Origin of the sequence: Chryseobacterium shigense (assembly GCF_014207845.1) — a bacterium.
Lineage (GTDB): Bacteria > Bacteroidota > Bacteroidia > Flavobacteriales > Weeksellaceae > Chryseobacterium > Chryseobacterium shigense_A.
The window spans coordinates 1,654,529-1,668,079 of the sequence record NZ_JACHLC010000001.1 but is presented as its reverse complement, the minus strand read 5'-3'; the positions used below and the strand labels follow the sequence as shown (position 1 = coordinate 1,668,079).

The window sequence follows — 13,551 nt, the reverse complement described above, 5'->3', positions numbered from 1 at the left end:
AACAGAGATGAAATTTACAGTCGAACAGATCAAAGCAGAACATCAGAAAGTAAAAAGCGGAGCAGATTTTCCCCAATATATTCAGGCCATAAAGCATTTGGGAGTTTCACACTACACCGTGTATGTTTCTGATGGAAATACACAGTATTTTGATACAGATAACGAGTCCGGACATACCGGCAAAAAATATGATAACCTCTCCGTTTCAGAAAACCTGAACCTTGAACAGTTTAAAACCAGATTAAAACTTCACCAGCAGGGCGGGACAGATTATCTCACATTTTGCAGCGACTGTGCAGAAAATGGAGTAGAAGGATGGAAAATGGATCTTAATGATATGACATGCACTTATTTTGATAAAAAAGAAAATGAAATTCTGGTAGAACAGATTCCTGGTTAAATCAATACAGATTTTGAAATACTTTTAATTAAAAATTTTCAATTTATTCCCTCTTTCAATATTGTTTGCTATTATTGATTTAAATTATTAATTTTGTCTTGTACGATAGATAATAGTAATTGAATAACATGAGAAAGGTCTTTACGAAGCTTGTACTTACAGTATTGGGTTTGGGGTCAATAGCAACGTTTGCACAGAAAAATGATCTGGGGGCGTGGTATATGTATTTTGGAAACAACAGGATCAGCAAAAAACTGAACTGGCACAACGAAATCCAGTACCGTAACTTTGATGCAATAGGAGACCTCGAACAATTATTGATCCGTACAGGAATAGGATATGACCTTACCGAAAACAACAATAATGTTTTGCTTGGCTATGGCTTTATTTTAAGTCAGCCTTATGTAAATGGCGAAAAAAGAGAGAATATTGAACACAGGATCTTCCAGCAGTTTATTACAAAACAGAAATTCGGACGTTTTAACCTGCAGCACAGATACCGTTTGGAAGAGCGTTTTCTGAAAGATGACTTCAGAATGAGATTCCGTTATATGCTTGGACTGAACATCCCGATTACTCAAAAAGAAATGCTTCCGAAATCACTGTATGCCTCAGTATATAATGAGATCTTCCTGCATTTTGACAGTCCGGTTTTCGACAGAAACAGGGTATATGGAGCTTTAGGATACGTTATCAATAAAAATATGCGGATAGAAGCCGGTTATATGAACCAGATTCAGGAAAATAAGAACCGCGGGCAGATCCAGATCGGTTTTTATAATAATATTCCTTTTAATAAAAATTAATATTGACAGTTCTTGCCGGAGTGCCTTGATGAAGAAAAAAACGGTTAGTTTAGAAAATACAATCAACAGATCAAAAACAAATAACACATATGCATTCAGGAAAGAGATTTGGGGCGCTTGAGTTCGCCACCTGGACAAGACGAAGTATCTACGTTCTATCAGCATTGGCGGCAATACCCACAGTATTGTACTTTTTAGGCTGGAAATTCGTTTCCGTTCCCTGGCAGCCCATTGCTATCTTAGGAACTGCAGTAGCTTTTATTGTAGGTTTTAAAAATAATGCCAGTTATAGCAGGCTTTGGGAAGCGAGACAGATTTATGGAGCAATCATTAATGACAGCCGTAGTTTCGGATATATCCTGAGAGATTCTCTTTCCACAAAAGACCCGAAGAAAGTAAAAGAAATGTTTTCCCGTCACTATGCGTGGCTTACGGCACTCCGTTTCCAGCTGAGAGAGCCCAGAGCATGGGAAAATATGGGAACCGCACAGTACGATGAATATTCTAAAAAATATGATATTCCGGAAAGACTGACCCAGCTGGATGAGGAAATGAAAAAATATATTTCCGAAACCGAACTTCAGTATATTTTAAGCAAAAAGAACAGGGCAACACAGCTTATGGCCAGCCAGAGTAAAGAATTATCAGAAGCCTATGCCAGAGGAGATATCAATGATTTCCAGTGGACGCAGATCAACCAGCAGTTGGTAAAATTTACGGATAACCAGGGAAAAGCAGAAAGAATCAAGAACTTCCCTTATCCTAGAAACTTCTCATCCATTACAACCTACCTTTTATTGCTGTTTATTCTTTTCGTACCTTTTGGGTTACTGAAAGAACTGGATAAATTGGGCGAAGGAACCGTTTTGGAAGGCTGGACGATCTGGTTTAATATCCCATTTTCATTGATGGTAACCTGGTGTTTCCATACACTCGACAGTGTAGGTGAAGCCTCCGTAAACCCTTTTGAAGGAAGCCCGAACGACGTGCCGATCACCCAGATCAGCCGTACCATAGAGATTGATATGAGAGATATGCTGGACGAATCTGATCTTCCTCCGGCCATTACTCCAAAGAACAACATTGTACTTTAAAATAAATTAGGTTAAATACAGAAATTATTGATCCTTCCCGCTTTTGTTTTAATAAATAGGGAAAGGGAGTCATTGAAAATTTTCATTTTTTTGTTTCTTAAAGCCCGCGACATCCGTATTTAGCCAATTTAAAATCCGAAAAACAACCAAAAAACAAACTAAAATGATTCACAGTTATGTTATCATATCCATTGCAGTTCTCTTATCTGTAATGATATTGGTGATGATAGGACAGAAGCTGAAAGTAGCTTATCCCATCTTCCTGGTGATTGCAGGTCTTTTGATCAGCCTTATCCCCGGAATGCCGCATATTGAAATAGAGCCGGATCTTGTATTCCTTATTTTTCTTCCTCCCATTCTTTTTGAGGCAGCATGGTTTACCTCATGGCAGGATTTTCACAAATGGAGAAAGCAGATCTTCTCGATGGCGTTTGGACTTGTATTTTTAACCTCAGTCGTTGTAGCTTACCTTTCATCTTCCATTATTCCGGGACTTACCGTTGCAATGGGATTCCTGCTTGGAGGAGTGAATTCTCCGCCTGATGCAGTGGCAGCCACTTCCGTACTGAAACACATGAAGATTCCTAAAAAGATCACCAGTATTCTGGAAGGAGAAAGTCTTATCAATGATGCTTCCAGTTTAATTGTATTTAAATTTGCTTTGGCAGCCGTTATTTCAGGGCAGTTTATCTGGAGAGATGCCATTCAGGATTTCTTTATGATGGCTGTAGGAGGAGTGGCAGTTGGAGTGGCAGCAGGGTTCTTATTTGGAGCCTTATTGAGGATCATTCCTTCCAACTCCAATATTGATACTGTGATCACCCTGATTATTCCGTACATCATGTATGTAGGAGCAGAACACTTCCATTTTTCGGGAGTACTGGCAGTAGTTGCCGGAGGTCTTCTCATGTCGTATAATTCACACTGTTACTTAAGCCATACTACAAGGATACAGTCCGGAAATGTGTGGAGCGTACTCATATTCCTGATGAATACCATCATCTTTATTCTTATTGGTCTTGAGCTTCCGGTGGTGGTTGCCGCCATGAAAGACTATACAATCTCAGAAGGAATCTTTTACAGTCTTGTAATTGGTGGCGTTATTATTTTTACAAGAATACTGTACAGTTATGCTGTCATGTATTTTCCGAGACTCTGCTCAAAAGAATTAAGACTAAAAGTTCCGAAACCGGACTGGCGGGAACCTTTCATCATCAGTTTTGCTGCAATGAGAGGAGTGGTTTCATTGGCGGCGGCGCTTTCAATTCCGGCATTTTTGCCAAATGGTGAAGCTTTTCCACACCGTAATATCATTTTATTTGTAACTTTCGTTATCATATTGATCACATTGGTAGGACAGGGACTTCTTCTGACCCCCATCCTGAAATGGCTGAAAATAGATGATACCGGAAGTGAATTGCCTGAAGAAAAACAGGAAGTGATCCTGATGCGCAAGCTTAAAGAAACAGCACTGCATAAAATGGAAAATGATTTTTCAGACCTTGCAGAAAAAAATACTTTGGTACGCCATCAGAAGCATAAACTGGAAACCGAAATGATGCTGATGGCAGATAAAGCTCAATGTATGGCTTCCACAGGAGATTATGTCAATGCGATTAACGAAAATAAAGATGTGCTCCGCCAGATCATCCAGGCACAGAGAAATGAACTGCACCGGATGAAAAAGGAGAAAATTTTTGATGACCATGTTATGAGAACCATTGAAATGCAGCTGGATTTTGATGAGGCGAAGATTACCGGATTCTCTCACAGTTAAGTTGTATTTTAAACAGATGGAAGCGAAAAAAATTATTGTAAAAACAGAATCTTCCAATTTATGGTGGGGAATTTATGGACTTTGTGATAAAACCGGCTGGGAAGATCTGGAACTGTTTTATGAGTCTGGTGAAAGAATTGGAGCAGTTTGTTTAAACGCAAAAGGATATTTAAGAAATGCTTTAAACGAGTTGCTGAACAAAGAGGATGAAAAGGACTTCTCTGATGCAATACGGGAATATTTATCAGATAATGTCTGTCATTATTGGTTCTATTACGACGAGCCTGAGGATGAAGACTTCCAGGAAGTGACTTATGATGCTCCCAAAAACGAAAAAGGTGTGAAACCACGCTTCATGGATATTTGGCATACTGATGAAGAAATTGACCTAAGAACAATTGAAACAGCCATAAGTTCATTTGCCGGAAAATTTTTGAAAATCGAAAACTGTACTGTTGAAGTTGCAGACGGTGAACCTTTAGAAGAATCTGTTAAAAGTTTTAAAATACATCAGGAAAGATTTGGCGGGGGCGATGTAAAAATAGGATTTTCAGATGAACTGATTTCAGAATTATCAGAACGCTGGAAAATGGAAAAAGAAGAAGTATTGGAAAAACTGAATTCAAGTATTTAAATTTTTTTAATTAAAAATAAAGATATGAACACCCCAATCACTGTAGAATACAAAATAAATGCACCTGTAGAAAAAATATGGAAAGCATTAACCGACAAAAATGAAATGAAATCCTGGTATTTTGATATCCCCGATTTTATTTTGGAAGAAGGAAAAGAATTCAATTTCTACGAGCCGGGTGATGCTAAAAAATATCACCATCAGGGCCGTATTCTGGAAATTATTCCTGACAGAAAATTAAAACATACATGGTCGTATCCTGAGTTTTCAGATGCCGTGACTGCCGTAACCTGGGAACTTCAGGAAGAAAATAACGGAACATTGGTGACACTTACGCATGATGATATTGAAGGCTTTGACAGTTTAGGCGAAAATTTTTCAAGGAAAAGCTTTACCGATGGATGGAATGGAATTATCGGACAAAGCATGAAAGAATATCTGGAAAAATAGACCATATGATACAATTGCAGCCTTTTACCACAGAAGATAGTTCCGAACTGATCTCCAAAATAAAAGACAAAAGAATGCTTCTTCAGTTTGCCGGTCCTGCCTATCATTTTCCGCTCACAAAAGAACAGTTGAAGAATGATCTGGAAACTGAAAACAGATTCCTGTTCATAGTTTTTGATGAGACCGGACAAAAGGCGATTGGCCATGCCCAGATTTTTTTGAAAGAGAGAACTTTTCTGCTGGGAAGAATCCTGATCTGGGATGAAAGCAACAGAGGGAAAGGCTACGGTAAGAAAATTGTACAGAACCTTCTGCAATATGGTTTTACCCATTTCGACAGGGAAACAGCGGAACTTAATGTATACGACTGGAATACCGGAGCTATTGAATGCTATAAAAAAGCAGGTTTTGAAATTGACCCAAAGATTTCAAGTGAAGTCAGTATTGATAATGAATTATGGCTTTCCCTTAATATGAAAATCAATAAAAATACATTTGAATCCCTTCAGCAATGACAACATTTACAGCGCTCCGTCCCATACTCTGGGTTGAAAATATGGACGAAACCATAGGATTTTACACACAGATTCTAGGCTTTACTTTAATGGGAAGGAATGATGATTGGCAGTGGGCCTCCATCCGTAAGGACGATGTACAGATCATGCTGTCCGAGAATGATTATGAAAAACCTAATGGAATCAATTTCACAGGCTCATTGTATTTCAATGTAGACAAAGTTGATGATCTCTGGGAAGACCTTAAAGCAAAAGCAAAAATCTGCTATGAAATTGAGACTTTTGAATGGGAAATGAGAGAATTTGCAATATATGATAACAACGGTTATATACTACAATTTGGACAGCCTGCTGATAATATTGGAAATACGGAATAAAATTTGCTATTTTTGGGGAAATATTTAGAAATTCAATGAAAAAAAATATAATAGTAGGTTTGGCAGTGGTTTTGATGCTGGCGTCTTGTAATAAAGATGAAAAGATCCTGAACACTCTGAATGAGTATAATAATTCAATGACGGAAAAAGGATACCACTTCGGTGATAAACTTGAGCTTCCGAAAGAGGTGACGGAAAATGCAGAAAGCATCAGTATCAGCTTTGGCGATAAGGAAACTTCGAGCTTAACGGTTGACCCTAAATTTTTTACATTAGGCGATAATGCCGTTACCTTCAATATCAAAACAAAAGGAGGAAAAGTATTAAACCAGGATGCCACCATCAACGTATTTGCGAAAAGTCCTGAAAAAAATATAACCTATCAGATCATAGCCGAATATCCGCATGATCCCAAGAATTTTGTGCAGGGATTCCAGATTGAAGGAAACACTATTTATGAAAGTGACGGGCAAAACGGTTCTTCACAGATCCTGAAATATACATTGGGAACCACAACTCCGCTGGCTTCTACCAAACAGGCTCAGGAAGATTTCTCTGAAGGGAGCACAATCGTAGGAGATAAAGTATATCAGTTAACATGGCAAAGCAAAAAAGGATATATCTATGATAAAAATTCTCTGAAGCTTCTGTCGGAATTTCCTTATCCAAATGTATTGGGAGAAGGATGGGGACTTACCTATGACGGGAAAAACCTGATTGCCTCAGACGGAAGTAAACTTTTATATTTCCTTGATGCCAGCAATCCTTCAAAACTGATCAAATATATTGCCGTGGCAGGAAGTTCACAGGCTTATGACCAATTGAATGAACTTGAATACCACAACGGATTTATCTATGCCAACGTATGGCAGAAACCGATTGTGCTGAAGATCAATCCTGCAACCGGAGAAGTAGTAGGTACATTTGACTTTACAGATATTGCCAAGAAGAATACCAAAGGAAGCGATGATGTATTGAACGGTATTACCTTCAAAGGAGATAATATGCTTGTAACCGGTAAAAACTGGTCGAAGATTTATGAAGTTCAGATTAAATAATTAATGAACTTTATCTAAAATATATAGCGTTCCTTCAGGAGCGCTATTTTTAATTAAAAGATTAAATAAGTTCAGTATTAGGATAATTCAATTAATTTTGATCCCCTTTTGGATGAAATTATTTTTCAGTATCTTGACCTCATTAAAAAATCAGAGTGAAGTTTTTCAACATAATATTCCTTTTCCTTTTCTGTACCGTTACTGCACAGAAATCCCTTCCTTTGGATACACTGAAACTGAAGGAAGCCAAAGATATGCTGGCAGACGATTACGGAAATCTGTACATCTATAAAAACAAAGACTTCAGCTTTACCAAATATGATTCCTTAGGAAAACAGCTTGGTAAAATGATGCTCACGGTTCCCTACAAAGTGCAGACGGTTCAGAACCCTCTGAGTGTACCTTTATTCTCTGAAAATGCACAGGAAATGAAATTTGTGGACCAGAATATGAACGAAATCCAGAAAATTGATTTCAAACAGAAATTTGGTTTCATTAAAATGGCCTATGCCGAAGATCTTCAGCAGTTATGGCTTTTGGATGACAGTACAAAACGTCTTATCCAGTACAATTTCAGGAACGAGACAACCATCAATTCCTATCCTTTCGACATCAGTTTTGATGATCTGATGGACCTGCTCGTATTCGAAAATAAAGTCTATATTTTAACCAGAAAACACATCAGGGTATATTCCCTGAAATTTGAAAAACTCTTTGAAGCCCTGCTGGAAAACGGGAAAAGATTCAGAAGAGAGAACGATGTTGTTTTGGTAGTTGCAGACAATTCAATCCAGAAATATGATCCTGAAAAAGGAATGTTAAAAATTTTTGAAGATAAAGACGCACAAATTGTGGATAAAAACATCCTTTCTTATTTTGAAATCAAAGCGAACAAACTCTATCTTTACAGCCTTGAAAAAATAAAAGAAACCAAACAGCAGGCACAGCCGGAAACCGGACCCGAAACTACGTCGCCAGTTACGGAAACACCCTCTGAACAACCAGTTAGAGAAGAAGTAAAAAGAGCAGACGGAGAAAAGAAGGAATCTGAAGAAAAAGCTCCTGATACCACTTTACAGAAGCTGATGGAAGATACTTCCGAAGTTCAGGCCGCCGGTGTTTAGTTAATTAATAAAAAAATACTTAGGAGAATGCATATTGCAGTTACAGGAAATATTGGAGCCGGAAAAACTACTTTGACCACAATGCTTTCCAAGCACTACGGATGGGATGCACAATTTGAAGATGTGGATCACAACCCTTATTTAGAAGATTTTTATGCAGACATGAGCAAGTGGAGTTTTGCACTGCAGATTTACTTTTTAGGAAGCAGGTTCAGGCAGGTAAAAGAGATAAGAGAAAGCGGGAAAAATATTATCCAGGACCGTACTATTTACGAGGATGCCCACATTTTTGCGGAAAACCTGAATGATATGAAACTTCTTTCAGACAGGGATTTCAATAATTATGTATCCGTTTTCGGGCTGATGAAATCTTTTGTTTCCGCACCCGATCTGTTGATTTATTTAAAATCCGATGTTCCGAACCTTGTGAAAAAGATCTACAAAAGAGGAAGGGAATATGAAGCAACCATCAGCATTGAATACCTTTCAAAACTGAACCAGAAGTATGAAAAATGGATCTCCAATTACACCGAAGGAAAACTTCTTGTTATTGAAGTGGATGATCTTGATTTTGTAGAAAAGCCCGAAGATTTCGGATTCATCCTGGAAAAAATAGAAGCAGAACTGAACGGACTGTTTTAACAATTTTTTATCAGAATTTAAGACAGATTTCCATTCATTTCTTCCTAAATTTGAGGAAAGGAGTTTAATTTTAAATGATACATTATGATGGTTAAGGTTTTACATAACGGAAACTGTTCTAAATCAAATGCCGTACTTGAGTATCTTGATGAAAACGGTGTTCCTTTCGAGATCATCAATATTGTGGAAGATCCGCTGAGTGTTTTAGAGATCAAAACAGTATTGAAAAAGCTGAATCAGAGCGTATTTCATATGATCCGCAAAACAGATAAGCTGTACACGGAGAACTATGCCGATAAAAATTATTCTGAAGAAGAATGGATCAAGATCCTGTCTGAGAATCCTTCCCTGATACAGAGACCCATCCTGATCAAAGGATCTGTCGCCATGCTGGGAAGACCTATTGAAAATGTGAAATTCTTTATTGAAAAATAATACCAATAAAAAAGTCAGCTTTTCGCTGACTTTTCTTTTTTCTTACAATAGAATAACGCCTTCAATTTTGGCGACTTCTTTATAAATATTCACTACCTGATCTGCATCCAGAACGAACGCATTGATATTGCAGGCAGTGTATTTTCCGTTTTTGCTTTCGCGGTTCCCAAGAGTAAATTTAATACCATCAAAAACTTTATAAATTTCGGTTAGTTTTGCCTGGTCTGTGGGAACGATAAATTTAAATAAATAATCTTCAGGAAAGTCGTGGTGGCCTTCCAGTTTTTCCTTCAGAGAATTATAAAAATCTTCCGGGTTTGCGTGTTGGTTTCCTTGTAATATATCCATCTGCCGTTGTTAAATTATATATAAATATAGCGAAAATTTTTCTATTTCCCAAGAGGTCCCAGCAGTGCTTTGGAATTCTGGTGCTCATAATCTTCGATGATGTAGAACAGTCCGTTAACCAGTTGTTCAGAGGCCAGTTTACTGAGTCCTCCGGCATTTACATTACTTCCGCCACCTCCAAGAAGGCTTCCGAGAAGATTGCTTCCTGAAAGAGCTGTATTGATTGTTTTTACAATTCCATATTCATTCAGTTTCTCATCTACTTTGGGAGCAATAGCGGCTACCAGCTGCTGAGAGGTCTTTTCTTTTAAAATCTGTGTTGCCGTAGTTCCCTGGATAATTCTTGTAACATCCTGTGCATTTAGACTGTTAACTGCACCCTGTAAAATAGGTTTTGAGGTATTAACGGTATAGGCCGCTGCCTGGGCAATAAAATCTCTTTCCTTAGCCACAAGGGAAGGTGCAATTTTTTCAAGAGTAGAGTTGATATCTCTGAGCTCCTTTGGAAGTGCTTTATCTACCATATTATTTTGAAGGAAAGCTTCCTTATTGCTGTATATTCCCATTCCCTTATCTATCCCGTTCAGTAGAACTCTTTTAATGATGGATAGACCCAGGTCTGAAGTAGCCACTGTTGTGCAGGATTGAACGCTGGTAAAAATTAATGTTCCGGTTCCAATTAATAACGCTGCTGCTATAATATATTTTTTCATTGATCTTTTTTCTTATTTTTTCAAATATTACGCCAAAGGTAAACACTATAAGTATATTAACAAAATATTAAATTCTCTGTGCTGTTTGGTGAATATTTTGTTGAAAATGCAAATTTTCCAATTGGATATTTTATTGTAAATTGATAATTATAATGTAATTTAATTACCTGAATTCAATTTATTGAGTTTTTTATTTAAAATTTGTGTATTTTTTTTTAATTTTTAAGATATATTAACAATGTTCGGATTTTTTTCTATTTTTGACTAATGTCTTTTTTTGAGAATTTAAGATAACTCCACAAACAGGGCATTATTAAAATTAGATTGTACGAATAAAATTGAACTATATGAAACAACGTGATTTAAAGTATTCATGTCTCATTGCGGTTTTATACTTCGGTATGAACGTCAATGCACAGACTACTCCGAAAGATACTGTTCCTAAAGAGCAAAAGATTGAGGAAGTGGTTTTAATAGGATATGGATCTCAGAAAAAAGAAAATGTTACCGGAAGTATCGGTATCGTTTCTGCAAAAGACCTTGCTGATAAGCCTAATGCGAACCCCATAAGCTCAATACAGGGTAAATTATCCGGTGTTCAGATTCTGAATTCCGGTGCACCCGGCAGTTCTCCCAGAGTAGATATCAGAGGAGTAGGATCGCTTACAGGAAAAACGGTATTTATTGTTGATGGAATGATTACTGATGATATTTCATTCCTGAATCCACAAGATATCGAATCTATGAGTGTTCTTAAAGATCCTTCAAGTTTAGCTATTTTTGGGGCCAGAGCTTCTAACGGAGCCGTAATTATCAAGACTAAAGTGGGAAGAGGCAAGAAACCTGTTTTTAGCTTTAATTCTTATCTGGGCTTTAAAAAAGTAACCAATATCCCGGAAATGGCTAATTCGGATCAGTATATTGAATTATACAATGAAAAATTAAGAAATGAAAATGTAACTGATCCTACAAAATTCTTAAGCAGATCCAACTTTCCGGCAGATACCAATTGGTTTAAAGAAATTTTCAGAACAAGTATTATCAATTCGAATGATTTTTCGGCTTCCGGAAATTTAGGAAAACTGAATTATTACGGAAGTATCGGAAATTTACAGGATGAAGGTAATCTGGCTGCAGGAAGAGGAATTAACTCAGGAAGCGGTTTCAACAGGTTAAATACAAAATTAAACCTTACCTATAAAATTACGGACAATATTACCATTGGAAATAATTTCTCATTCTCCAAAATGAGGACTGATGCAGCTCAAAATCCATTGTTAGATGCATATAATGCACCTCCGATATTTTCAACGATGAATCCTGCAACAGGAGATTATCAGTTTTTCAACGGATATTCTATTCCGAACCCAAGAGCCAAACTGGATTTATTCCGTTCTCAGACCAGACAGGAAAGATTACTTAATAATATCTGGGGAGAATATAAATTCTTAAAAGATTTTACTTTAAGGGTTAGCTACACTTCGGATAATATTAATACAACCAAGTATGAATATACACCGACTCTTAATTATGTCCCTGTTTCAGATCAGAAGCCTACAAAACTAATTACGAGAAATTCCAGAGAAAGAAATTATGTCTGGGACAATACCTTAACCTGGAAAAAAAGCTTTGGAAGTCATAATTTTGAAGTATTGGCAGGCTTTTCCAGAACAAGGAATTCTTATTCTGAAATCTATTCCGAAGCACAGAATGTACCTTATGATGGAACAAATGAATCTTTGAGTATAAGTAACGGAAACAACATTCTGATTTATACTAATGACAGACCGGAATTAAGCCTAAATCAGGATCAGTACCGTATTGAGTCTTTCTTTGGAAGATTAAATTATGATTACAAAGGAAAATATCTTTTGAATGCTTCAATTCGTAGAGACGGAACTTCACAGATTTCTTCAGATGACAGATACAAATTCTTCCCTGCTGTAAGTGTAGGCTGGGTTGTTTCCAAAGAAGATTTTATGAGTGAGCAGCATTTGTTCAATCTCTTAAAATTGAGAGCAAGTTATGGTAAACTTGGAAATCCTAATGTAACAAGAAAGTATACGTTAAACGTTTCAAGTATTGCCGGAGGAGCATATTACGGAAACACAGGATATCCTGCGCAAACTATTGATGAAATAATAGACCCTACTATTGGATGGGAAACAACTTCAGGTGGAGACTTAGGTTTGGAAATGGCCTTACTTAATAATAAGCTGAAAATAGACGCTACTTATTTTAACAAAGATTCCAAAGATGTTGTATATGGAATTTTCCAGGGAACAGTTTCCGGAGCTAGTAACTGGCGTAATTATGTTACTAATGCCTATTCCTTCAATAATAAAGGATTTGAAGTTTCAGTAAATTATAATACTAAAATCAACGAAAACATCGGTATCGGGGTTTATGGTAACTATACAGGCCTGAAAAACAGGATTACTTCAGTATATGGTGGTTCATATTTGGAAACAGGGGTAAGCCTGTTTGGTAATTCTATTGTAAGACTTCAGGAAGGTCAGGCAGTTGGATCTTATTACGGATATCAGGTTGCCGGAATTTTCCAGAGTCAGGCAGAAGTAAATGCCTCACCAACGCAGAACCAGGCACGTCCGGGAGCATTTAAATTTGCTGACCTTGATGGAAACGGAATTATTGATACGAGAGATAAAACATTCTTGGGAAGTCCTATCCCTAAAGGAACTTATGGTTTTGGTGTTAATATGAATATTTATGATTTTGATTTTGCCATTGACTTCCAGGGAGTATTCGGTAATAAAATTTATAACTATAACCGCGAACAGCGTTTCGGAAACGAAAACTGGGATTTAGATTTCTATAACAACAGATGGACCGGTGCGGGGACTTCCAATTCTTATTCGATGGTTACCAATGATCAGGCTATTATTTTACCGAACAGTTTCTATGTAGAAGACGGAAGCTATATCAGAATCAGAAATATCCAGGTTGGATATAACCTGCCGAAAGCATTTACAAATTCTATGTCTATAACTAAATTAAGATTATATATAAGTGCACAGAATCCTTGGACAAGCTTTAAGTACCATGGTTTCTCACCTGAAATTATGAACACGGATAGAGTGCAAATGGGGGTTGACCAAAATATCTATCCTATTTCAGCAATCTATACATTCGGTATGAATTTAACATTTTAATTAGA

The 13,551-nt window shown here is 37.1% G+C and carries 15 protein-coding genes; 13 read left to right on the top strand and 2 right to left on the bottom strand.

What is annotated here, in order from left to right:
• Nucleotides 1-7: 7 nt before the first annotated feature.
• The 12 genes from HNP36_RS07685 (at nucleotide 8) to HNP36_RS07630 (ending at nucleotide 9,312) form a co-directional block, all read left to right on the top strand.
• Nucleotides 8-400 carry a DUF1398 domain-containing protein gene (locus HNP36_RS07685; RefSeq protein WP_184158784.1) on the top strand — a complete coding sequence of 131 codons (393 nt, stop codon included), beginning with the start codon at nucleotides 8-10 and terminating at the stop codon, nucleotides 398-400.
• Nucleotides 401-528: 128 nt separating this feature from the next.
• Nucleotides 529-1,206, top strand: coding sequence for a DUF2490 domain-containing protein (locus HNP36_RS07680; protein ID WP_184158786.1), 678 nt, complete (start codon nucleotides 529-531; stop codon nucleotides 1,204-1,206).
• Between the two features lie 89 nt (nucleotides 1,207-1,295).
• Complete coding sequence (locus tag HNP36_RS07675) at nucleotides 1,296-2,300, top strand: bestrophin family protein (protein ID WP_184158788.1); 1,005 nt, start codon at nucleotides 1,296-1,298, stop codon at nucleotides 2,298-2,300.
• Nucleotides 2,301-2,463: 163 nt separating this feature from the next.
• Nucleotides 2,464-4,077: a Na+/H+ antiporter gene (locus tag HNP36_RS07670; protein ID WP_184158790.1), complete on the top strand. Its 1,614-nt coding sequence runs from the start codon at nucleotides 2,464-2,466 to the stop codon at nucleotides 4,075-4,077.
• Nucleotides 4,078-4,093: 16 nt separating this feature from the next.
• Nucleotides 4,094-4,711 (top strand): hypothetical protein, encoded by a 618-nt coding sequence (locus tag HNP36_RS07665; RefSeq protein ID WP_184158792.1) that lies wholly within the window; start codon nucleotides 4,094-4,096, stop codon nucleotides 4,709-4,711.
• Between the two features lie 24 nt (nucleotides 4,712-4,735).
• Nucleotides 4,736-5,161: an SRPBCC family protein gene (locus HNP36_RS07660; protein ID WP_184158794.1), complete on the top strand. Its 426-nt coding sequence runs from the start codon at nucleotides 4,736-4,738 to the stop codon at nucleotides 5,159-5,161.
• Between the two features lie 5 nt (nucleotides 5,162-5,166).
• Complete coding sequence (locus HNP36_RS07655) at nucleotides 5,167-5,676, top strand: GNAT family N-acetyltransferase (protein WP_184158796.1); 510 nt, start codon at nucleotides 5,167-5,169, stop codon at nucleotides 5,674-5,676.
• The gene (locus HNP36_RS07650; RefSeq protein WP_184158798.1) at nucleotides 5,673-6,053 is read left to right on the top strand and encodes a VOC family protein; all 381 of its coding nucleotides are present in this window, start codon (nucleotides 5,673-5,675) and stop codon (nucleotides 6,051-6,053) included. The genes HNP36_RS07655 and HNP36_RS07650 overlap by 4 nt, the downstream gene beginning before the upstream one ends.
• Before the next feature lie 35 nt (nucleotides 6,054-6,088).
• Nucleotides 6,089-7,111, top strand: coding sequence for a glutaminyl-peptide cyclotransferase (locus HNP36_RS07645; protein ID WP_184158800.1), 1,023 nt, complete (start codon nucleotides 6,089-6,091; stop codon nucleotides 7,109-7,111).
• Nucleotides 7,112-7,266: 155 nt separating this feature from the next.
• The gene (locus HNP36_RS07640; RefSeq protein ID WP_184158802.1) at nucleotides 7,267-8,235 is read left to right on the top strand and encodes a hypothetical protein; all 969 of its coding nucleotides are present in this window, start codon (nucleotides 7,267-7,269) and stop codon (nucleotides 8,233-8,235) included.
• Nucleotides 8,236-8,262: 27 nt separating this feature from the next.
• Nucleotides 8,263-8,877 (top strand): deoxynucleoside kinase, encoded by a 615-nt coding sequence (locus tag HNP36_RS07635; RefSeq protein ID WP_184158804.1) that lies wholly within the window; start codon nucleotides 8,263-8,265, stop codon nucleotides 8,875-8,877.
• Nucleotides 8,878-8,961: 84 nt separating this feature from the next.
• Nucleotides 8,962-9,312 carry an arsenate reductase family protein gene (locus HNP36_RS07630; protein ID WP_184158806.1) on the top strand — a complete coding sequence of 117 codons (351 nt, stop codon included), beginning with the start codon at nucleotides 8,962-8,964 and terminating at the stop codon, nucleotides 9,310-9,312.
• A 42-nt stretch (nucleotides 9,313-9,354) separates the two neighbouring features.
• On the opposite strand, the gene HNP36_RS07625 is transcribed toward HNP36_RS07630, so the two are convergent.
• Together HNP36_RS07625 and HNP36_RS07620 are read right to left on the bottom strand one after the other, a co-directional pair.
• The gene (locus HNP36_RS07625) at nucleotides 9,355-9,660 is read right to left on the bottom strand and encodes a DUF493 family protein (protein WP_184158808.1); all 306 of its coding nucleotides are present in this window, start codon (nucleotides 9,658-9,660) and stop codon (nucleotides 9,355-9,357) included.
• A gap of 41 nt (nucleotides 9,661-9,701) precedes the next feature.
• Nucleotides 9,702-10,373, bottom strand: coding sequence for a DUF4197 family protein (locus HNP36_RS07620; protein WP_184158810.1), 672 nt, complete (start codon nucleotides 10,371-10,373; stop codon nucleotides 9,702-9,704).
• Between the two features lie 347 nt (nucleotides 10,374-10,720).
• Between HNP36_RS07620 and HNP36_RS07615 the strand changes: the two genes are divergently transcribed.
• Complete coding sequence (locus tag HNP36_RS07615; protein WP_184158812.1) at nucleotides 10,721-13,546, top strand: SusC/RagA family TonB-linked outer membrane protein; 2,826 nt, start codon at nucleotides 10,721-10,723, stop codon at nucleotides 13,544-13,546.
• Nucleotides 13,547-13,551: the final 5 nt, after the last annotated feature.

Bases quoted from the DNA above. Each gene is read 5' to 3' on its own strand.
- HNP36_RS07620 (WP_184158810.1), bottom strand. From the start codon at position 10,373: ATGAAAAAATATATTATAGCAGCAGCGTTATTAATTGGAACCGGAACA.
- HNP36_RS07630 (WP_184158806.1), top strand. From the start codon at position 8,962: ATGATGGTTAAGGTTTTACATAACGGAAACTGTTCTAAATCAAATGCC.
- HNP36_RS07645 (WP_184158800.1), top strand. From the start codon at position 6,089: ATGAAAAAAAATATAATAGTAGGTTTGGCAGTGGTTTTGATGCTGGCG.
- HNP36_RS07680 (WP_184158786.1), top strand. From the start codon at position 529: ATGAGAAAGGTCTTTACGAAGCTTGTACTTACAGTATTGGGTTTGGGG.
- HNP36_RS07685 (WP_184158784.1), top strand. From the start codon at position 8: ATGAAATTTACAGTCGAACAGATCAAAGCAGAACATCAGAAAGTAAAA.
- HNP36_RS07635 (WP_184158804.1), top strand. From the start codon at position 8,263: ATGCATATTGCAGTTACAGGAAATATTGGAGCCGGAAAAACTACTTTG.
- HNP36_RS07665 (WP_184158792.1), top strand. From the start codon at position 4,094: ATGGAAGCGAAAAAAATTATTGTAAAAACAGAATCTTCCAATTTATGG.
- HNP36_RS07625 (WP_184158808.1), bottom strand. From the start codon at position 9,660: ATGGATATATTACAAGGAAACCAACACGCAAACCCGGAAGATTTTTAT.
- HNP36_RS07675 (WP_184158788.1), top strand. From the start codon at position 1,296: ATGCATTCAGGAAAGAGATTTGGGGCGCTTGAGTTCGCCACCTGGACA.
- HNP36_RS07660 (WP_184158794.1), top strand. From the start codon at position 4,736: ATGAACACCCCAATCACTGTAGAATACAAAATAAATGCACCTGTAGAA.
- HNP36_RS07655 (WP_184158796.1), top strand. From the start codon at position 5,167: ATGATACAATTGCAGCCTTTTACCACAGAAGATAGTTCCGAACTGATC.
- HNP36_RS07615 (WP_184158812.1), top strand. From the start codon at position 10,721: ATGAAACAACGTGATTTAAAGTATTCATGTCTCATTGCGGTTTTATAC.
- HNP36_RS07670 (WP_184158790.1), top strand. From the start codon at position 2,464: ATGATTCACAGTTATGTTATCATATCCATTGCAGTTCTCTTATCTGTA.
- HNP36_RS07650 (WP_184158798.1), top strand. From the start codon at position 5,673: ATGACAACATTTACAGCGCTCCGTCCCATACTCTGGGTTGAAAATATG.